This window comes from Candidatus Hydrogenedentota bacterium (genome assembly GCA_019695095.1).
Taxonomy (GTDB): Bacteria; Hydrogenedentota; Hydrogenedentia; order Hydrogenedentales; family SLHB01; genus JAIBAQ01.
In genome coordinates, this window is sequence record JAIBAQ010000009.1 from 1 (window position 1) to 20355 (window position 20355).

The 20355-nt window shown below is 58.1% G+C and carries 15 protein-coding genes; 6 read left to right on the forward strand and 9 right to left on the reverse strand.

Annotation, left to right across the window (positions count from 1 at the left end):
- Positions 1 to 866 (reverse strand): thioredoxin-disulfide reductase (gene trxB, locus K1Y02_02810; GenBank protein MBX7255268.1); only part of this gene is annotated, 866 nt, incomplete at its 3' end.
- A gap of 157 nt (positions 867 to 1023) precedes the next feature.
- Complete coding sequence (locus tag K1Y02_02815; protein ID MBX7255269.1) at positions 1024 to 2325, reverse strand: VCBS repeat-containing protein; 1302 nt, start codon at positions 2323 to 2325, stop codon at positions 1024 to 1026.
- A gap of 263 nt (positions 2326 to 2588) precedes the next feature.
- Here K1Y02_02815 and K1Y02_02820 point away from each other — a divergent pair, with 263 nt between their 5' ends.
- Both K1Y02_02820 and K1Y02_02825 read left to right on the forward strand, forming a co-directional pair.
- Positions 2589 to 2981 carry a BlaI/MecI/CopY family transcriptional regulator gene (locus K1Y02_02820; GenBank protein MBX7255270.1) on the forward strand — a complete coding sequence of 131 codons (393 nt, stop codon included), beginning with the start codon at positions 2589 to 2591 and terminating at the stop codon, positions 2979 to 2981.
- Positions 2974 to 5214, forward strand: a complete 2241-nt coding sequence (locus tag K1Y02_02825) for a hypothetical protein (GenBank protein MBX7255271.1) — start codon at positions 2974 to 2976, stop codon at positions 5212 to 5214. The genes K1Y02_02820 and K1Y02_02825 overlap by 8 nt, the downstream gene beginning before the upstream one ends.
- 109 nt (positions 5215 to 5323) lie before the next feature.
- On the opposite strand, the gene K1Y02_02830 is transcribed toward K1Y02_02825, so the two are convergent.
- The gene (locus tag K1Y02_02830) at positions 5324 to 8806 is read right to left on the reverse strand and encodes a PQQ-binding-like beta-propeller repeat protein (GenBank protein ID MBX7255272.1); all 3483 of its coding nucleotides are present in this window, start codon (positions 8804 to 8806) and stop codon (positions 5324 to 5326) included.
- A gap of 353 nt (positions 8807 to 9159) precedes the next feature.
- Here K1Y02_02830 and hslV point away from each other — a divergent pair, with 353 nt between their 5' ends.
- A complete protein-coding gene (gene hslV, locus K1Y02_02835; protein ID MBX7255273.1) occupies positions 9160 to 9693 on the forward strand; it encodes an ATP-dependent protease subunit HslV in 534 nt (177 codons plus the stop codon).
- A gap of 141 nt (positions 9694 to 9834) precedes the next feature.
- Here the strand turns inward: hslV and K1Y02_02840 are convergent, their stop codons facing one another.
- The 6 genes from K1Y02_02840 to K1Y02_02865 all read right to left on the reverse strand — a co-directional run bounded on the left by K1Y02_02840 (position 9835) and on the right by K1Y02_02865 (position 18591).
- On the reverse strand, positions 9835 to 10419 hold the full coding sequence (locus K1Y02_02840) for a hypothetical protein (protein ID MBX7255274.1): 585 nt from the start codon (positions 10417 to 10419) through the stop codon (positions 9835 to 9837).
- A 101-nt stretch (positions 10420 to 10520) separates the two neighbouring features.
- Positions 10521 to 12470, reverse strand: a complete 1950-nt coding sequence (locus tag K1Y02_02845) for a carboxypeptidase-like regulatory domain-containing protein (protein MBX7255275.1) — start codon at positions 12468 to 12470, stop codon at positions 10521 to 10523.
- A gap of 93 nt (positions 12471 to 12563) precedes the next feature.
- The gene (locus K1Y02_02850) at positions 12564 to 14117 is read right to left on the reverse strand and encodes an aldehyde dehydrogenase family protein (protein MBX7255276.1); all 1554 of its coding nucleotides are present in this window, start codon (positions 14115 to 14117) and stop codon (positions 12564 to 12566) included.
- A gap of 148 nt (positions 14118 to 14265) precedes the next feature.
- Complete coding sequence (locus K1Y02_02855; GenBank protein ID MBX7255277.1) at positions 14266 to 14817, reverse strand: hypothetical protein; 552 nt, start codon at positions 14815 to 14817, stop codon at positions 14266 to 14268.
- Positions 14818 to 14951: 134 nt separating this feature from the next.
- Positions 14952 to 16142, reverse strand: coding sequence for an archaeosortase/exosortase family protein (locus K1Y02_02860; protein ID MBX7255278.1), 1191 nt, complete (start codon positions 16140 to 16142; stop codon positions 14952 to 14954).
- A gap of 1411 nt (positions 16143 to 17553) precedes the next feature.
- The gene (locus K1Y02_02865; protein ID MBX7255279.1) at positions 17554 to 18591 is read right to left on the reverse strand and encodes a hypothetical protein; all 1038 of its coding nucleotides are present in this window, start codon (positions 18589 to 18591) and stop codon (positions 17554 to 17556) included.
- A gap of 432 nt (positions 18592 to 19023) precedes the next feature.
- On the opposite strand from K1Y02_02865, the gene infC reads away from it, so the two are divergent.
- From infC to rplT, 3 genes are all read left to right on the forward strand, one after another.
- Positions 19024 to 19530 carry a translation initiation factor IF-3 gene (gene infC / locus K1Y02_02870; GenBank protein MBX7255280.1) on the forward strand — a complete coding sequence of 169 codons (507 nt, stop codon included), beginning with the start codon at positions 19024 to 19026 and terminating at the stop codon, positions 19528 to 19530.
- Between the two features lie 184 nt (positions 19531 to 19714).
- Positions 19715 to 19912: a 50S ribosomal protein L35 gene (gene rpmI / locus K1Y02_02875; GenBank protein ID MBX7255281.1), complete on the forward strand. Its 198-nt coding sequence runs from the start codon at positions 19715 to 19717 to the stop codon at positions 19910 to 19912.
- 76 nt (positions 19913 to 19988) lie between these two features.
- Entirely contained in the window at positions 19989 to 20354 is a 366-nt protein-coding gene (rplT, locus tag K1Y02_02880) for a 50S ribosomal protein L20 (GenBank protein MBX7255282.1), read from the forward strand.
- The last annotated feature ends 1 nt before the right edge of the window (position 20355 follow it).

The window sequence follows — 20355 nt, forward strand, 5'->3', positions numbered from 1 at the left end:
TAGATCTTGTCTTGCACGTCGCCCGCCGCAAACACGCCTTCGATATTGGTCAAAGACGTGCCGGGTTTCGTAACGAGGTAGCCGGTTTCATCCATGTCGAGCAGCCCCACGAAGAGGTCCGTGTTGGGTTTGTGGCCGATGGCCGAGAAGTAGCCGGAGCATTCGATGGTCTTCAATTCACCGGTCTGCACGTTCTTAATGCGCACGGCGGTCACGCCCGCCTTTTCTTCGCCAAGGATCTCGTCGACGACCGAATTCCATTCGACGGTAATTTTCGGATTGGCAATCGTGCGGTCTGCCATGATCGGGCTCGCGCGGAATTTGTCGCGGCGATGCACGACATGCACACGGCTCGCAAACCCGCTGAGGAAATTGGCTTCTTCCATAGCGGTGTCGCCGCCGCCTACGACAATAAGCGGCTTATTGCGAAAACGTGGCAAGGCTCCGTCGCAGGTAGCGCACGCAGACACGCCGCGGTTGAGATACTTCTCTTCCGATGGCAGCCCAAGGTAACGCGCGGTCGCACCCGTGGCAATAATCACGCTCTTCGTCTGCAGCGCCTCATCGCCGCAATACAGCGTAAAGGGGCGCTTCGAGAAATCCACTTTGGTAACCGTCTTCGACTCGATGCGCGTGCCGAAGTGAAGGGCCTGCTTACGCAGCAGGTCCATCAGCGCGGGTCCCGAGACGCCTTCGGGAAAACCGGGATAATTCTCCACTTCGGTAGTCGTCATCAACTGGCCGCCTGGGAGGATGTCCTTGCTGAGCTCGCCTTCCAACATCAATGGATTCAGGTTGGCACGGGCCGTATAGAGTGCGGCAGTAAAGCCGGCAGGCCCGGAACCGATAATGATTACGTTTTCCATGGGTATTGCTCTCCTTCCGATACAAGCATTTGGGTCCCCCCGCAGCATACAGGATTGAACGGGTTGCCAAATCAGTATAGGGAAACAGTGAAACTGCGTAAAGGATTCCGAGGCGTGGATAGGCAAGGAGTTACGCGCGAACTCAAGTTAAACGAACTCAGTGCGTCGTCCTGAGAATGACTACGTGCGATGTACCCGGTTGGGTGCGGTCGCCTTTGCCGGTCGCCAGGACGATTTCGTTCCGGCCGTCGTTATCTGCGTCGCCGACAGCGAGCCACGTAGATTCGGCGTAGGCGGGATCGAAGTCGGCCAGTAGCTCGCGTTTGACGTTGCCCACACCGTCCACGTTGTAGCGGTAGACGCGACCCAATCGCCCGCTGGTAATGTTCTCCGAGGAAGCATCGCCCCGCGTCGAAACTAGCAGCTCGTCTCTGCCGTCGTTGTCCGCGTCTGCAACGGCCATCATTTTCTCGAAGTAGGCCATGTCGAGGTCTTCGGTCTCGATCTCAAGCGTTGCAACGAGGGCCGGGACTTCGGCTACGCGATACGCAAGCAGCGTGGTCTTGTTGACGGCTTGTTCACGTTTCCACCCCACGACAAGCTCGTTCTTGCCGTCGTTGTTGATGTCGCCAACCATGAACGAAGCGTAGAAACACGGGATGCCTCCATAGCCTTCGATTGCCACGCGCGGGGGCGTCATTAACTCGCCGTTGGCGTCGAACTCGAAGATTTCTACGCGCGCCTTTCCCGTGCGAAAGCTATTGCTGGTCACGTACTCCATCGACCCATCGTTGTCGACATCGGCGATGATCGATTCTTCGCCCGAGCCGGAAAGGTGGTAGACCTTGCGCGCTTCGACCTTGCTCAACGCGGCATCGAAGTCGTACCGGATAACCTCGCCTCCGCCGCAATACGCCGAGATGACTTCGTCCGCGCCGTCGTTGTCGAGGTCGTGTACGGCGAGGTTGTGCGTGAAGCTGCTCTTGTTGATGTCCTCTGGCCGCGAGACTACGCGACGCGTGATGGCGCGCCCGTCGGTTTCCAGCAAATACAGAAACGCCGTGCCGCCGCGTTCTTCGCCCGTGCCGAGAATGATTTCCTTTTTTCCGTCGTGATTTAGATCGACCGCGCGCACCGAGAGCCCCATGCCCGGATTCTGATTGGCGAGGTTCTCGGCGAGCATACGCGTTTCCCAGCTTGCTTCCGTCTTCTTGAATAGGTACAGGCGGCTATCGGGACAGCCGGTTGTCAGAATCTCATTCTTGCCGTCATTGTCGGCATCCCCGATTTCGACGTCCCACCCTGCATAGCTCTGGTCCACCTCGGCAACAGTCTCAAGGGACCAGCCTGGCGAGACTTCTGCAGCTATATCGGAATCGACGGCCAAAGCGAGGTCAGCAAACGCAAAACCAGATATAAGAGTGACGATGATCGAACCCGTGAATTGGAACGATTTCATAGGTGGTGCCCCCGGTTGCCCTGAGTATAGCAGGGCATGCCCCCAAGTGTAGTGAATCGTAATTGGGGCAGCATAGGAAGAGTCAGAAGCGGTGGAAAACAGGGACTGACACAAGCGCAGCGAAGCGGAGACGTGTCTGTCCCCGTTTTCCAATAACACACTGTTATTAAATGTCTTACCGGTCTATACGAAGCGGTCTTGACATTGGATTATGTTTGTGCGATAATTTCTTACAGATGTAAGATTCGGCGGAGGAAACGGTCATGACGAGACTTCCCGGGATTTCGTCGGCGGAGTGGCGGGTGATGCAGGTGCTATGGCGGCAATCGCCGCTGACGGCGCTCGAGGTGTATGAAGCCTTGGAAGGACAGGCCGATTGGCACCCAAAGACAGTACGGACGTTGATGGGGCGTTTGTTGGCAAAGGGGGTCCTGCGGCGCGAAAAGCGTGGTGGGGTGTTTCGGTTCTCCCCGTCGGCGTCGGAAGAAGAATGCGTACGCGAAGAAAGCACGTCGTTCTTGCAGCGGTGCTTCGGCGGGCGAGCGAAGCCCATGCTGGCGCACTTCATCGAGCAGGAAGACCTGAGCACGGAGGACATCGAGTCATTGCGCGCCATGCTGGACCAGAAGTCCAGCGGCGAGAAGTCTAATGACTAGCGCGTGGGGCTGGGTGGAAGAGACCTTCTTGCGTGTGCTGAATGTGTCGTGGCAAGCGGCGTTGTTGGTGGCGCTTGTCGTTGTCGTTCAGCGCCTGCTTCGCGGGCGGATAAGCGCCACGGTGCGCCATGCGATGTGGGGGCTCGTGCTGGTGCGTTTGTTGTTGCTGTGGAGCGTACCCGCGCCGTTCAGCGTGTACAACGCGGTGGAAGAGGTGACCGCCCTGTTCACGTCGAGCGAGCAGCCGGCGCAATCGACGCTGTTGTATGTCGACGGCAAGCTTGCCGATTCCACCTCGCCCGATGCCGCGCGTGCGGCGCAGGCAGCGATGGCGGGTGGATCGTCCACGACGATCACACGCGTGAATTCCTCAGACCTTCCAAGCATGCCGCTCCACTCACGCGGACTATCGCCGTGGTTTGTCGGCGCAGCCATTTGGCTCGCAGGCTCGACAACGATGATTGCGTTCATGGTTGCGCAAGGTCGCACCCTCGCAAGGCGCGTTACAAAGCAACGGTTGGTGGTGAAACCACAGGTGCTGGAACTGCTCGAAGACTGTAAACAGCGTATGGGAGTCAACACGTGGCTGGCCATGGTGGTGACTCCGTGCGTGGAGGGACCGGCCCTGCTTGGAGCGATTCGGCCGCGCTTGCTGCTGCCGCCCGCGTTGCTGGAATCTGCCTCAAGCGAGCACCTTCGCTACGTGTTTCTTCACGAACTTGCCCATCTAAAGCGTGGCGACATTCTTATCGGTTGGCTGGTGAACGTCTTGCTCGCTGTTCATTGGTTCAACCCGGCGCTGTGGTGGGCGCGCAAGCGAATTACCGCTGACCGTGAACTGGCGTGCGATGCGCACGTGCTTTCGGTCTTGAATTTCGAGGAGAGGCGCGGCTACGGCCATGCGTTGCTGGATCAATTTCAGAAGTTTCGTCCACCCGCGTGGAGTCCCGGACTGGCCAGTGTGCTTGAAGGGAAAACAAACATGGAAAGGAGAATAGCGATGGTTACGCAATTCAGCGAGACCACGCGATGGAGCAAAGCGTTTGCGGCGTGTGTGCTGGCGCTCTTTGGTGTGTTGGTCCTAACCGACGCGCAAGAGCCGGCAACGGATATATCAATCACTCCCGCCGACGTATTTACGTTCGTCGCGGACAACGGCGGCAGGATGATCGCGGCCACGATCACCAATAGCGGCCCGAAAGACCGTGAGGTGGCAGTCACCTTCTACGAGGGAGACCCCGATGCGGGCGGAAAGAAGATCAACACGGGCGCGCTGATTGTACCCGCCGGCGGAAAGGCTACTGAAGCCATATCGTGGGCAGCGCAATCGCAGAGTCAGAAATACACAATTGTTGCGGTAGTAGATCCTGAGAATGCAATCCAGGAGTCCGACGAGTCGAACAATCGGGTGACACAGGAAGTGTCGGTTGCGGATCGCGTTCCGTCTACAGGCTCCCGTCGTCAAATGGGCGGAATGGGCGGAATCGGTGCACCCAGCGTGAAACCGAGCATCTCGGTAGTCCGGTCCACAACAAGCGCCGGTGTTGGCGGTCTTGGGGGGCTGGGCGCACCGAGCGCTGCCAGTGGCGGTTTGGCAGCGGGACGGAAGACGACAAGTGTGTCAAATGCGCTGAAGCAACTTGGGTTGTATTTCAAGATGTACGCGAATGAGACTCCCGGCGAATACTATCCTCCTTTGCGACTTGAGCCGGCACAACTTCTGCCGGATCTGGACGCAAAGATCGTGTCATCAAATGGCGCTGAAGGCAAACTGCTCAGGTCGTATTTTGGTGATGATTCCGAAGGGGCAATGGCCCTCTTGGACGTCAATCGCTGCGTGTATCTAGGTTTTGCCCTGCAATCGGACGAAGACGTGAAGGCGTTTGCGTCGGCCTACACGAAAGCCATGGAGAACGTCGAAGGGGGCGATATCGACAGCGATTTGCCCAATCCGGGACCTCAAGGCCCACCCGAGAAGATTCGCCGTCTTCGCGAGGGGATTGAACGGTTCTTTATTACCGACATTAACAATCCCGCAGCCGGGGCGATAGAGCAGTCACAAATCCCCACGGTCATTGAATGGCCCGACCAGAACAAACCTTTCGGTGGGCATGTGCTGTACATGGACGGGCATGTCGAATACTTGAAATACCCAGATCAATTCCCGATGTCGGAGGAGACGATCAACGCGTTGCGGGGGTTGGCGAAGCTGCCGCCGATTAAAACCCGGTGAGAAAGTGCGCGAGTGGCATGTTGCACTGGAGTGGGCGAGTTGGACGGGCTGGCGGAACTGACCAACTCGTCCATCTTGTCCACGAAGCCCACTCAACGGGCTTCTTCGCCTATGCGCCACCCAACACAAGCTCGACGACACCGACACCTCCGGGAGCAAGGCGCACCTCGAGGGCATTTGCGGCAGTGTTCCAGTTGAACTCACCCATGCGCGACACGAAGCGTGTGGGCGCTTCACCGCGAACGGCGACAACGCAGTCGCGTGACTGGGTGGGATCCACCAGCGCAGGCACTGTCGGGGACTTGGAAATGCCGCTGTTGTTGATCAGTCCAACGACATAGCCCGTGGAGGTTCGGCTGACGAACCACTCGACATCCCCCAGGACACTGACCGGGGAGACGGCATCCGCGACGAGACGCATGAGGACAGGTGCGATGGGCACAAGCCCGCTTGAGATATCGATCCAGTGGCGTGTCCCGGCAACAAGCACAAGACCGCTTTTGTAGTTGTGCCAACAGGCGAGCGTTTGACCTTTGTCTGTCCAGGCAATGGGTTGCGTCCCGGTGAGTGCATCGAGCCGGTAGTAGCGAAACGACGCCGCGATGGGCGTGATGCTCTGCAATGCCGTCTGAATGCCGCAGGCGAATGCGGTGTCCTCGTCGACACGCACTCCAGTGAACGACTCCGGGAACCAGCGAGCAAGCCCACCATCAATGACGAGGATACCGCCTTTGGCAACGTAGTCATCCAGCGAATCACGGAGCGCGCGCGTTACTTCGATGTCGCCCACCGGCCAGATAACTGCGTAAGTTTGGAGAACACTGAGCGGCGCGTCATCGGTAATAACATCGAAGATGTCGCCATACGGGCCGTTTGCAAGTTGTCCCTGTTCGAAATCGAGACCGTCCCCGCAGGGAAACACGTGGCCGAAGACTGCCTCCAATGACTGCTCCGCGCGTCCCTGGGGCCACACACCAAAGGCGGGTTGTCCCGGTCGCCACCCGTGGTTGCGATCAACCATGAAGGCGATAGGAGTGACGGGATAGCCGCGTTCGGGGAAGGTTTGCGTAAAGTCGTACCATGTCTTGAACGCTTGACCGTGCTCCGAAAGGGAATAGGCATTGTCTGACGTCTTTTGAACGAATCCGGAATCGTTCTGGGCGTCAGCCTCATTGCGCACGAATGTTGCCCCGGCAAGGCTCGCGGCCATGGCGAGGCGAAATTCGAGAGACGCGGAATGACCGCAATCCGGGCCGGAAGCCTGACCCTGACCTGTCCAGCGTATGCGCGGAGCTTCCGCGGGTCCAAGGGTGTCAAGGGTGGCGCCGGCAAATTCATTGCCAATACTGACTCCCCAAGGCTTTCCACCAAACTGCCGGGATGCACCGCGCATGAACGCAAACTGCAGCGGGGCACAAGGAATATCCTTTCCGATCTCAGCGTATGCCATGGGAGCGCCCCACGCATACGCTTGATGGGCGAATAACCACGGACCACTCCCTGGATAGAGGTGTCCCTGAGTCTGATTCAACAATTGCTGAAAGTCTTTGCGAAACAATTCCTGGGCGAGTGTCCGCGTCTTCGGAGTCTTGTGGTCGTTTTCAAGACTCTCCCAGGTGCGCGCCGGCCAACCGTTGACGGCGAATCCCGCGAAGCGGTCTCCAGCCATGCTCATGATTGCGCGCAGGGCAGGTGCAGGGTACGGCGCTCTGAGTTGCGGGAAGTCCGCCGATACAAGAAACGGGAGAGTCGAGGTCTGCATCGCGTTCCACGCGGGATGTTCAGGTCCAAAGCGCACGTCACTGTCGGCTGGTCCCACAATCGGCATGGCGTCGCGAATGAACGGTTCGGCGGCGAGTCCGAAGTGCATCCACGAATCGGCTCTGAAATGCACGACACTCCACGTGTTGCGCTCTCTGTAAGGAGCCGGAGTCCACTGTTCAGGCAACGCATACGCGCTTCCTCGTTCATTAAGTGCCGCTACGAACGCGTCCCGGCTGGGAAGCAACACCGGCGTAATGGCGTTGGGCGTTACTTCAATTGGTTTGTACTCCAATTCAACCTTGCCGTGGTCGTCGACAATCGATAAATCGAGCGAAAACGGGCCGGCGGCATATCGCGCAAAGGGCACCGAAAAGGCGCCGGTCTCGATAGACCGCACTGCGGCCCCAAGGACGCGTTCGCTATCGCTTAAGACGGCGCGCGCGAGCTTCTTTTGGGCCTTTCCCATGTCGACTACAGCGGTCGAGAAGGGAACGTCTTCGATGTAGTCGGAGAGCGAAACCGAGATACGCTCCGGTGCGCTATGAGTGCGAGGTTTGCTTTCCGGAAGCACGGCACGCGTAATGGGTGGAATGAAACCCGAGCATGCAGGTCCTCCTCGAGGGTGTGTCCATCCGGACCGCGCACGTGTGCGGAAACACGCGATACGAGCGCAGTCCGTGGCCGCCAAGAGCTCCAGCAAACCGTCATCGTCAAGGTCGGCAAGCACCGCGCCATCGCGCACATTGCCCAGGAGACTCACTTCGTCCTTCACCTGACCGTCCAGAGACGCAACGAGAAGTCTCCAGTCCTTCGTCGGAACGAGCACGTCCGGTTCGGCATCGCCATCCACGTCAGCAACCAGGGGCCTGGGGACGTAGTCGCCCTTCGGGAGCGATGCTCTTGTCATCACGACGCCGCTGCCGTTTAGCACGGCGATCTCGCCCTTCTCGCTGACAGTTACAATGTCGATCCCTTCGGGCGGGCGAACATCGAGTAAGGCCGGATTGCCAATGGCGCATGTGGCAACGGGACGCCGCCAGTATTCTTTGCCGGTCGCGGCATCCAAGGCGTACAGCGTGCCCGCGGCATCGCCAACCAAGACAACGGGACTACCGGAGAGCAATTCCGCGACGATTGGATCGGAAAATGAAGGAGCTTGAGGAGTCGGCCGGCGCATGGCGAACTGCCACTGCGGAATCCCTTGGCCATCGACACAGAAGAGAATGCCGCTTGTGGTCAACGCATAGACCGCTGAGCCGCGCTCAAAGACAGGAGCGGTGGCTGGCGCGCTGTCAAATGCGCCATCGGCGCCGAACTGCCAGAGGACGGTGAGGGCGCGGTCCATGGCGGTGATGGTTCCGTTCTTTCGAACGCAGATGATTTCCTGTGTTCCATCGCCATTCAAGTCCGCAAAGGCAGGCGGAGTGCCCTCGTGAGGATCGCCCGGTACATCCAACCACAGATTGAGACCCGTGGCAAAATCGGCAAGGCTGAGTTTCCCCGTGGATTCTTCAAAGGCAAAGAGGTAGGAGTGGGCGCCGCGCGCCTCGGCCGCGGCAATTCCGCCTGCAATCCACTGCGGCCTGCGGTAGCGGCCTGCGACGGACCCATCGGCGGCCATACTCCACACGGAACCATCGTGTTGTGTCGAGAAGACGACTTCCCGCTTCCCATCGCCATCGTAATCGACTGCAACGGGTAACGATCGGGCCGGCGAGAAGACATCGAAATGCCAAAGCTCTTCGAGCGCCTTGGCGTTTGAGGAACACGCCATAAGGCACACGAAGAACCCTATCACAATAAGAACCGATCGTCTTCCGTGCATCATCAGCCAGGGGACTCACCACCCACGAGTAATGGAACCATTGTACCCTCTATTCGGACCGCTCGCCAGCCCGTGGTTTTGACAGCCCGTGGTGTGGACAGTCCATTCGAATCCTTGCGCGCGCTTAGTCCGCAATTTGCACCGGCGCGATTGAGCTCCGACGCAAATTGCTCACGTGCAAAACGTTGAGGATGTGCCATGAGGATTTCTCGCGAACACACTCTGTATTCGGAGAACCGCTTTGTTTTTCACCGCAAGTCTTGCGAACATACGGGTTACGAGATAGGTTCAAGTGTGTTCGTGAGAAATCCGGGTAAGGTATCGTAGGTGGAAGATAACCGAAGTGAGGTGCATCCATGGAAGGCATTCATGCAACGACAATCGTCAGTGTCCGGCGCGGATCGCAGGTGGCCATCGGCGGGGATGGTCAGGTGACCGTCGGCAACACGGTTATGAAACATAACGCAACCAAGATCCGGCGGTTGGCCGAAGGCCGCGTCTTAGCCGGATTTGCTGGAGCCGTATCCGATGCATTCACGCTTTTCGAGCGATTCGAAGGAAAGCTGAACGAGTACAACAAAAGTCTTGTGCGCGCCGCGGTCGAACTGGGCAAAGAGTGGCGCATGGACAAGTACCTGCGAAATCTCGAGGCCCTGCTGGCCGTATGCGATTCGGAGACATCATTGATCATTGCGGGCAGCGGCGAAGTCATTGAACCGGACGACGGAATTCTTGCCATCGGCTCGGGAGGACCATTTGCGTTGGCAGCGGCGAGGTCTTTGGTACGTCATACGGATATGGACGCAGAGGCAATCGTGCGCGAAGCCCTCAACGTGGCCTCGGAGATCTGCATCTACACGAATAACCGGATTACGGTCGAACGCCTCTGACGGAATAAGCTAAGCGAATAGCGAATGGTGAGGAGCGAGCATCCGGACACACAGGCAAGTCCACATGAGACAGCCGTCACGCGGCAGTGAGCCTACGTGACTCGTCCGTGCCTACTTTGGAGGGTTAGCGACCTTAGCGCACTAATCGCGACGGCCACGACCCCTGCCTCGATTACCGCCCAGCGACAACCCTTGAGACAAGTCTTGCTGATTCCCGCGCCCCAACTGTGCCGCCTGCGGGTTCTGATTCTGATTCTGCTTCTGGGTGCCAGCGGTTCCTTCGCGGTACCGTTGTCCATAGCCCCAAGGGCCCAGACTTCCCTTAATGATCGCGATAGGGCGAGTCTTTTGCTTTGGTTGATTATCGAGGCGGACGACTTTCGAGCGCTTTACACTTGGCTTGGCCAGTTCAACTTCTTCTTGTGCGACGCGCTCGGTCGTGAGGGCCGCTTGGCGGCGTTGCTGCACTTCATCCTGTGGGACCAATAGCGACATGTCCGGCCCTTCGTACGTTTCCTCTACGACAGGCTCCGGCTTGGGTTGACGCTTTGGGACCTTTGCCGCCGGCTTTTCTTCCAGGCTTTCCATAGTTTCGGGCGTGGCGCTTTCTACGGTGGCACCACCGCTATCTGCAGAATTCTCCGCGGCTTGAGCCCACGCGCTCGGGACTGCCCACAACGCGGCAAGGAGAGCCAAAGTCACTATCGCCAATCTGCGCACGAACATGTCAAATCCCTCGTCGTTAATGAGACCCACAGGCTCTAGTTTAGCCCGGAACGCCTCCAGACGCAATATATTCTTGACGGGCCGGTTGAGGAGTCGTCGGTTCACAAGAAGTCGACATTCACCACACTTCCCGCTTTGACCCCGACGGTTCGGAATCCGCGTTGGATTACGCTACCGTCCGTTTCGCTCAGCGCAAACGCACCGATGGTGTACGTACCATCTTGGAGGCAGTTGAATTCGTATTTGCCCTGATATGCCAGCGTATGAGCCCCCATACCATCTGTATACCGAAGCATCTTGTACGGGTTGCCCGCGCACGGTATCGCATCCTGAGGGAATTCAGTCCCTGGCGCGAGAAACAGGAAATAGCGCTTCTGGCCCTCGTGCTGCGCGACGGAACCTTGCACCATGCCCGTGCCTCCAATCGCGATGTCCAGTTCGGTTGTCTTGCCCGCCTGGACCTCGGCGGTGTATACGCTGTGGTTGAAGCAGCCGCTATGCATGACGGAGGTGACCCGTGTATTGGTCCAAACGCACAACTGGTATCGCCCTGCCGGGAGGGTCATCTCGTAGCTCTTCGGTCCCACCAGCCCGCCATCCAGTTCGGCTCCTGTGAAGACTGATTCGCCTACAGGACCTGAGAAAGGCTCCCATTCGGTGGAACCTTCAAGTCGGCAGTTAATTTGGCAAGCCGCTTCCCGCCCCGCCATGTCGCCGGAGTATGAAAGGTCCACGTGTAGCGTTCCCGCGGCGTCGAGTAGTATTTCCACCGGATTCTGGCGGCCTTGGGTAACGTCAATCGGGGAAGTGATGGTAAGTCCATACCCTCTTGCATACACAAGAAGGACGGCCGTTCCTTCACCGACATCAGGGATGCGAAACTTGCCTTCGCGGTCGACCCTGAGTTTGCCCGACGATACCGCTTCACGAAGCGTCGAGTACGAGGGTTGAATCGTAGAGCCGCTTCCAAGCTGGTTGTTTACAATACAGACTTGAGCCGTTGTGACGGGCATTCGTGTCGCCTTGTCGAGTACGACGCCAACGATTTCGCCCGCAAGCAACGGCTTCATGGTGATGACGATGTCCTTGTCACCAAGAGGAATGTCGTTCGCGCGGGTAGGCGCGTAATCTGGGTGTTCGGCAAACAGATGTACTCTTGAGTTCGCGTGCTCTCTTCCCGAATACACGAGATTAGCCAGTTGAAACAGTCCTTGGCCGTCTGAGCGCGTGAAGCCGGCAAGCATCTCCTCACCGGTTAAGAAAATGCTGGCGTCTTTAATCGGTTTCCCGTCTGGATCGACTACGGTCCCGCCTGACGTCGTTTGCCATTGTAGCGGCAGCAAGAGGATTACCCCCTCACGGTGCTCACCCTTATGGAGTGAAATCGTCGGAAACGTTGCATCATCGACCAGTTGTCTTCGGAACTTGTGGCTGGTCTGTGCTGAAGCAGGAGCAAAGGCGGCGTACAGACGCACGTCGCCCGCCTCAAACTCCTCGAGCAGAAAACGTCCATCGTCTTGCGTCGTGCCCGAAGTTGCCTTGAAACCGTCCTGCCCATCCCCAGTCACGACAAAACCGCTGAGCGGTTTCCCATCCGATCCCTGCACAATTCCTCCGATACTTCCAAGCGGCTTTAAGAAAAACTCGACGGGACGGTTTGCGGTGACAGAGACGTCGACAGGGCACTGCGAAGTAGCGTAACCCTCCGCTGATGCCATCAGAACTAACCCGGAACTCGCATCGGTTTCAGCAAGGACGAAACCTGCTTGGTCGTTCGTCCTCGTGGACGCGAGAACTTCCGTTCCCTTTCGGAGTTCTACTCGCGCCGAGGCAATTGCGTTGCCGTGTGATGAATAGACATGCCCCTCGAAGGCTGCACGCCGGGCGCCCGGAAGGTTTTGCACATTGGGTGACACGGGTTGTGTAGAGACGATTTGCACGGGGTATGAGGAGGACGCGGGAGTCTTACCCGGTGGGCTGCCGTACCTGAGCCAAGCCAATAGCACCGCCAGCGCCACCAGGAGTAGCGAAATCCCAGCGATCTTCTTCATGGCAAAACGCTTCCTATCGTCAGAAACGCAGCCTTCTGCGACCTCGTTTTCTCTGTGCTACCGAGATGAAATGGGTAAGGAAGCAGGTAACGATCAAAGCCGTTGTTTTCGCGCGAGCGACTCGAGGCGCATGCCAACGATGGCGGTGCGAATCAGACCCATGATACCGCCCGAATACGCGGCGTCAATCAGTTTGGACAATGCCGCGTACTTCTCTTTGGTGTAGGGATACCAGTTGGGTTCGAGTTTGGCGCTCTGTTTGTCGACGAGAATCGACTTGACATTGGAGAACGTGTACAGGCCGTACGGGCCCTTGTACCGTCCGAAGCCGCTGTCCTTCACGCCGCCGAAGGGTAGACCGGAGTTGCCTTCGGTGGCCATGACGTTATTGATGGACACGTTACCGGTCACGATCTTCCGGGCAACGCGTTGGGCACGCTCCAGGTCTTTGGACCAAACGCTTGCGCTCAGTCCATAGGGCGAATCATTGGCGAGGGCTATCGCCTCTTCTTCGGTTGAGAACTTCATGATGGGCAACAAGGGACCGAAAGTCTCGTCGGTCACGGCCTTCATGGAGTTGTTGGCGTCTGCGAGTACGGTAGGCGGAAAGATGGAAGAGCCTGGCTTACGCGGTCCCCCGGCAAGAATGGTCGCACCTTTGTCGATGGCGTCCTGGAGGTGTTCATCGAGGGTAGTCAATTGACTTTCCGTGGTCATGGTGCCAACGTCGAGGTCGCCCTGATCGTCCGGCTTGGAAGCGAAGGTACTCAAGCGGGCGGCCTTTTCCTTGGCCATCGCGACAAACTGGTCGTAGATGCTTTCCTGCACGTACACACGCTCCACAGAGGTACAGCTTTGGCCGGTGTTGGTGAAGGCGCCCCACAGCGCGCCATTAACCGTGCGTTCGAGGTCTACGTCGTCAAAGACAATCATGGGATCTTTCCCGCCGAGTTCCAGTTCGACGGGAATAAGGTGTTGCGATGCTTGTGCCATGATCTTTTTGCCTGCCGCAACACTTCCCGTGAAGAAGATCTTCGCGGGCTTCAGGTCAATGAGTTTGGTGGCCGCTTCGCGAGTGCCGTAGAAGACCTGGATGGCATCCGGCATGAAACCGCTGTTTTTCACGATGTCTTCCATGACACCCTTGAGCGGGGTTTCTTTGGACGGTTTCAAGATGGCGGAATTGCCGGCCAGGAACGCGCACAAGGTCGGTAGGAAGCTCAAGGTAAATGGGTAATTCCACGGCGAAATAACGAGGACGGGTCCTATCGGCTCGAAGCAAACGTATGACTTCTTGCCCATCAAAATGAGGGGTGTCGGCGCCTTCTGGTCGGCGAGAATCTTGGCCGCGTTCTTTGCGTAATAATCGATCAGATCGATGACCGGGAAAATTTCCGTAAGCAAGGCGTCCAAACGGCTCTTGCCGGTCTCGCGAATGACCTTGTCGCAGATTTGTTCGCGGCGCTCCATAATGTAGCGCTTAAGCTTAAGTGTCTCGGCCACGCGTTCTTGCACGGACATTGCGCTGACGTTCGCGTGGGCGGTTTGCGCTGTCGCAAACACTTGGCGTATCTCATCATCGGTTGGCTCCGCGATGTTGTAGAGAATCTCGCCGCTAAGTGGATTGCGCACAGTAATACCGGCCATGACAGGATCTCCTTGGTGCGGTACCCCCCTGGTCTCGCATTGGAAAGCAAGGCTATCGTACCACACGTTGTGATGCATTTCACGGCAGAATTGACAGGGTGAGACCGAAGGTGCGTAGCGCTTGGCTGAAGGTGCGGCGACCTGAGCCTTACTTGTCCGTCTCCTGGGACGTGGCCGGTTTCGCCCACGGCATTTGGTCCCAGAAGGCAAGAACGATCCACAGAATAAAGGGAAGTGTCAGTAGGACTTGGGCAAAAGCGACAAAATAGGTTTGGTCGCGGGCGATAGTCTTTGCAAGTGAGTAGAAGGTGACGAGGTAAGCGGCGTGGGTAAACGCGAGAATGGCAATTCCCGCGGCGGTACCCAGTGCGAGTCTGCGGAAACCGAGGCGGCCGGTAGCCAGCATAAGCGCGCAAAAGGTGCCGATATTGGAAACGAGCTGGGCGATGGGCAGCGTATTGGGTTGGCCCATTACCACGTAGCCCATGACGGTGTCGACGTTCATTACGCCTTGAGCATGTACGACAACGCCTTGAATGGGGTAACCGAAGATGGCCCTAAGAATGAAGGCGGTGACGTGGCCTAGGCCAAGCGCGTACGCCGGCATAATCTGCCACCACAGGCACAGGCAGACCGGTGCCAGAACGAACAGCTTCACGCAGAACCATATGAACCGCCGGACGGTTAGTTCCTGCGCCACGTGCAATCCTCCGGATTGAGGAATTGAGACTTGAAGGTTGAGACTTCAGATCTCAAATCCGAGGCTACGGAATTCACAATCAGTAAATTCTGGAATGTCAGTATCTCTTATCGCCTCAATGTACGCGCTGTACTCTACGCTTCAATCTTCTTCTTTCTGGGTTTGACCAGGAATTCGACCCAGAGCAGCCAGACGGTAACCACAAACAGAATATAAATGCCTTGCCACACGTATTCGTGGGCGAACGTGAACAACTCTCCTGCATCGGTATACGCCCCAATCACGGCGAGGCAACTCAGGCGAACGATGTTGACCGCATAGAGTATAGGGATCCCGATAAGCAGACCGACGAGACGTTTCCACATGTGGGTGGGGAACGCAAGCATCGCGGCGAGGAAGATGGCCATGGAGGACAATGCGCCGCAATCGGGCACGACGTTGAACCGGAATCGGATGTCTTTGTTGGACTTTTCGTCGGGCGCTTGCGACCGCTTGGCGTTTAGTTGTTCGATTTCCGCCCGGATCGGCTTGGCTCTTTCCGCGCGCTGCTCGGGCGTGAGCGACACGTCCAACTGGATGGCATCAAGCTGTTTCTGCTTGTCGGCCAGATCCGAGTCAAGGCCGCGTTTCATCAAAAAGTCCACGGTGGGGCCGGTCCGATCGCTGATTTGAACGCTGGTCTTGCGGGCGCGACCTTCGATGAAGGCTCGTTGTGCTACTCGGGCGGCCTCGACGCGTTTCTCAAGTGCGTCGAGTGCTTCCTGGCGGCCAGGTATCGATGCGTCGGAGGATTCGAGCAGGCGAAGCTCTTCACGGGCGGCGTTGACGGTTGCCGTGATATCGGGCGTGGTCACTTGGATAGGACCAGAACGCGAAGCGCGCCGCATAGCTTGTTCCACGCGGTCGAGCAAGACGGCAACGTGCCGCAACTGATCGTCGATGGAGCGAATCTCTGGGCGGGGCAACGGATCCGTGAGCGCGAGTTGCTCCAGTTCGCGCTTGTAATCATTGCGAAGGCGCAGCGCGCGGTACACCCATACCTCGTAGGCCGTTAGCGGCTTTTCATTGGCCGCACTCTCCGGTACGTCGCCGGGCTTGGGTTTGACGCCCTTCCATTCCTCGATGGAGGCGCGCACGGAAGCCGCGCGATCTTTGTATAGGTCGGGATCTTCCACCCTGCCGTGCTCGCCAATGATATTGAGCACAGATGCCGTGTGGCTTGCGACGTGGAAGAGGTACCAATTCATGAAGGAGGAATTGATGGCGGCGCGGTTGAGCGTGAGAAGCGCAAATGTGCTGACAAGGAAGATGAGAACGAATAGCACCGCACCACGCCGGGGCGAGCGGCGGGCGGGGAGGGCCGGCGCTCCCGAGACAGGACTGTCGGCTATTTTATCCGTAGAGATTGTATCCGGCATTTGAATCCAATTGCGCGGTCCCCGGTCCGCGCGTCTACCCGTGTGTTGCGATATTCAAGACGCAGTCAGGAATCCGGAGCATAGCACTGTGGCGCGAATGGCGGCAACCGACGCGACTCCGTCATGACACCCCATGTGGTTTGACGACTCAAGGGGTCGCTTAGCTGGAGCGGTGAAGTTTTGCTGGGGCGCCCCTGGGCTCATTTTGACGGGGCAAGGGGGGGTCCCGTTTGTAGAGCGTGAGATTCAGGGGTACACCCCTCCAGCAATTTGACGATTCAAGGGTCCAGAACGCGTCTGAGGTTGGGTCCATGGTTTCGGGATTTGAATTGAAAGCCTATTGACCGAATTTGCACCGGCGCGATTGAGCGCCGACGCAATATGCTCACGTGCAAGACTTGGAGGTTAGGCCATGGTTATCCTCCGGAATGATGTCCCTCATATATAAGGGGAAGTTCGTTGCACTTGGACATGTGGTGCCCCTTCAGGGCGGACGGCCGGATGGGCTGGTTTCCTGGGGCGGCGTCCTCCTTCGCTCCTCGACTGCGTCTCGGGGCTTCGGAGGACTCTGCCCCAGGCTGTTATGTTTTGCGCCGTGCGGCGCGCAGGAGGAGCAGGCGGTGTGAGTAGTGGACGAGAGTACACGGTGTCCGATGCCAAGTGAAGTCGTCGTCACCCTGCCCGTTGTTTCTTTCATCAAGACCCGCGCTCGCGCGGTCCCCCGCTCGGAATGACAAGAGGGAAAAGACGCGTGGCATGCCGACAGGTGTGTCGGCGGAGACCGGGCGCTATAAAGGCATGGGGTAGGCGCGAATATGGTGTTCCGCGCACGGCACGAGGAGTTTAAGCCAGATTCCTCGTCCGCCTGGGGCAGACTCGGAATGACAAGTGGGAAAAGACGCGTGGCGTGGGCTCAAACGTCACAGACCCGGCATGAGCCTACTTTCCAAAACGCGACCCCGGTAGCGCAGCGCTCGCCGAGCGCGGCGTGGTGTATATCGTGGATTACGGGTAACACGTGGCATGGGGTGACCTGATGATCTTCGCTTGCTGGTGCAATGGAAGTCTTCGGCCGGGGCCGTGATCCGCTGCGGCGGTTTCGGAGACCACGCTACAGCAGGTGCTGCGCATCACCTCTGGTCTATGGTCGATTCGGCGCCGCGTTCGGCGATAGCGGCGCTACCGGATGTCCGGCTTACGGCAAATCGTCGTTCGCCGAAGGCGGCTGCGCATCAAGGGGAGAATTGCAGCCGAAGGCGTCTGCGGCACGGATACGAAGATGCATGAAGGGGAAGGCAGGATCCAAGTAGCGAGTATTTCAGGGAGAAGGTGCTTCGTTGAGCTTGGCTTTGAATGTGTCGAGGAATCGCTTCTCGTTTTCCGTGAGTTGAGCGGTTAGGCCAGCGCGCCGCAGGTCGAATCCGCTTTCGGTGTGGAAGGTCCAGGCGGCGGCCCCGGCGCTCTTGGCTTTTGTGATGGCGGTGAGGAATTCTTCCGCACCGAGGTCTTGCTCCATGGATGCGGGTTCGCCGAGGTAGATCGGAATACGCCCGGCCTGTTTCGCTCGCTGCACAAGCTGGTCCATTGCGTCGTATTGCCAGGGGTTTCGGGATTCGTGCCACGCGACAATATCCAGTCCGAGCCTGACGGAGCGCGCGACGACGTCTTCCGGACCGATCTCATTGGCAAGCGAGGCGGTCACGATGCGGCCGGGGTCTACGGCTTTGATGGCGGCGAGAAAGCGTTTCACCTCGTCGTCGCTCAGATGGGTGATGCGGCCGTTGAATTCGTTTTGGATGTCAAAGAAGACATTGCGATAGGCGCGAAGGGCGCGGGCCGTTTCGGTCAAACCGCGCTCGTAGGCGTCGGCATGTACTTGGTTGACCGGCAATTCGGCCTGTGAGTGGCCGAGTTGGCTCTCCGTCAAAGCGGACAACCCCCCTACCGTTTCGAACGCGAAGGAGAGATCAACGATGAAGCCCATCGAAGACGCTTTATCCAAGACGGGCTTCAGCCGTGCCAGTCGGTCTGGGCGGATCGCGCCGGTGGCATCCATGAGGGTATCGTCAGGGAAATGTGTCATGTCGGCGCAATTCCACCAATTCGGAAAGACGCGGATGCCGTCGACACCCACCGATCTGAAGTATTCGAAATCGGTGTCGAGAGTAGCGTCGGACGCGCGCATGGCGTCGAAATAGGAGACAAGAACAAGGAAGCGCGGATGACCATCAACGGTGAAATGGTCCCCCTCGACGCGCAACGCGGGCGCGGCAGATGCGGCGAGGGAAGTCCATACAGTAAGCAGTAACCCGGCCAGGACCGGCCAACGAGAGCGGGTCAGCGAGCGGATGTGCATAAAATGACCCTCCTTGGAGGGCACCATAGTGCCTATCCCGAACGAAGAAGGCGAATTCCCAGGGTGGTCCGGGGAGGTGTGCGGGTATCTCAGTGCTCCTGAAACGGCTGTCAGGAATGGTCCTGATGGGAGGAGACACCAGCCAAGGGCGCGCCAGTTTGACAGGGACGGCCGGTATTTGGTAGAGTCTGGTTCGCTGTAAAAGCGCAAGTAGGAGCGCCGGCTTCTCACCTTGCCGCGACCGTTGGGTCTGGGCGCAAGGTTGCTGACAGGAGTATCCTGTATATTTTTGGCGGCAGAGGCACGGCGTGCCCTGCCGCCTTTTTTTGTTGTTGCCGTGGGTGCCGTGATCCGGGGCAGCAGGAATGGAGAGAACGTAAGCTCACGGGATGACAGGAGGGTGATCTAATCGCCAAGCCGATCGACCTGAAGGTGCGAGTGAACGAGGGCATCACCGCACGCCAAGTACGCGTTATTGACGAGGCTGGAAATCAACTGGGAATCATGTCGCCGCAGGACGCGTTGCGAGACGCGTTTGAGCGCGGGCTGGACTTGGTAGAAGTGGCGCCGAACGCGGTGCCGAGTGTTTGCCGAATCATGGATTACGGCAAATACAAGTATCAGCAGAGCAAGCGCATGAAGGAGTCCCGGAAACACCAGCACGTCGTAATCGTCAAGGAAGTCAAGTACCGGCCCAAAATTGATGACCATGACTTCGACTACAAGACCAACCACGTGCGGGAGTTCCTCACGGAGGGGAACAAGGTCAAGGTCACGGTGACGTTCCGAGGGCGTGAAATGGCACATCCGGAATTTGGCCAGGAGATTCTGGCGCGGGTGCTTGAAGCGACCAAGGATCTGAGCGCTGACCAGATTGATCCGAAGACGGTCCGCCTGGAAGGCCGGAGCATGATCATAGTTCTTTCGCCGTCGCGCTAGGAAAGCGTCGCGACGAAGAGCTGAAAGCCCCGAGTGGGAGCGCGGTTTGTAGCCGCTGAAATCGAGGGAGGGAGCTTTTTCCCTGCACGGCCCCCGAGAACGTTGGCGCCGAAATAAGCGCCGTGGGCGCGAAGCGTGGGATGACCTGCGAAAGCAGGAGCGTCCACGGTGAAAAGGAGAACATATGCCGAAGATCAAGACCAACAAATCCGCCGCGAAGCGGTTCAAACGGACGAGCACGGGCAAGTTCAAGCGGTTTAAGGCGTTTGCGCGCCATTTGCTGACGCCGAAGAGCCAGAAGCGGAAACGCAGCTTGCGCAACGCGGTTGTGGTGAGCGAGGCGGATGCGCCGCGTCTCAAGAAGATGATGCCGTACAGCTAAGGAGCTGGGCATCGGGTTTCGGAACACGAATACACCCGCCACGATGTGGCGGCATTGAGATTGAAGGAGCATAGTCATGCCACGATCCACAGGAAGACCGGCGTCGCGCGATCGGCGCAAGAAAGTATTGAAACTTGCATCCGGTTACCGTGGTTCCCATCACCGGTTGATCAAGACGGCGAAGCAGTCGGTCGATCATGCGGGCGTTTACGCGTACCGCGATCGCAAAGCACGGAAGCGCGATTTCCGCAAGCTTTGGATTGCGCGCATCAACGCCGCAACGCGCGCGGCCGGTATCTCGTATAGCCGGTTTATGCAGGGTCTCCGTCTGGCGAACATCGACGTGAACCGCAAGATGCTTGCGGAAATCGCGGCGACGGATGAGGACGGATTCAACCGCCTGCTTGAGGTCGTCAAGGCCAAATTGCAAGCTGCGGGTTGAC

Excerpts from the sequence above, each read along its gene's own strand:
- K1Y02_02815 (MBX7255269.1), bottom strand. The coding sequence starts at position 2,325 with ATGAAATCGTTCCAATTCACGGGTTCGATCATCGTCACTCTTATATCT.
- K1Y02_02820 (MBX7255270.1), top strand. The coding sequence starts at position 2,589 with ATGACGAGACTTCCCGGGATTTCGTCGGCGGAGTGGCGGGTGATGCAG.
- K1Y02_02825 (MBX7255271.1), top strand. The coding sequence starts at position 2,974 with ATGACTAGCGCGTGGGGCTGGGTGGAAGAGACCTTCTTGCGTGTGCTG.
- K1Y02_02830 (MBX7255272.1), bottom strand. The coding sequence starts at position 8,806 with ATGATGCACGGAAGACGATCGGTTCTTATTGTGATAGGGTTCTTCGTG.
- hslV (MBX7255273.1), top strand. The coding sequence starts at position 9,160 with ATGGAAGGCATTCATGCAACGACAATCGTCAGTGTCCGGCGCGGATCG.
- K1Y02_02840 (MBX7255274.1), bottom strand. The coding sequence starts at position 10,419 with ATGTTCGTGCGCAGATTGGCGATAGTGACTTTGGCTCTCCTTGCCGCG.
- K1Y02_02845 (MBX7255275.1), bottom strand. The coding sequence starts at position 12,470 with ATGAAGAAGATCGCTGGGATTTCGCTACTCCTGGTGGCGCTGGCGGTG.
- K1Y02_02850 (MBX7255276.1), bottom strand. The coding sequence starts at position 14,117 with ATGGCCGGTATTACTGTGCGCAATCCACTTAGCGGCGAGATTCTCTAC.
- K1Y02_02865 (MBX7255279.1), bottom strand. The coding sequence starts at position 18,591 with ATGCACATCCGCTCGCTGACCCGCTCTCGTTGGCCGGTCCTGGCCGGG.
- rpmI (MBX7255281.1), top strand. The coding sequence starts at position 19,715 with ATGCCGAAGATCAAGACCAACAAATCCGCCGCGAAGCGGTTCAAACGG.
- rplT (MBX7255282.1), top strand. The coding sequence starts at position 19,989 with ATGCCACGATCCACAGGAAGACCGGCGTCGCGCGATCGGCGCAAGAAA.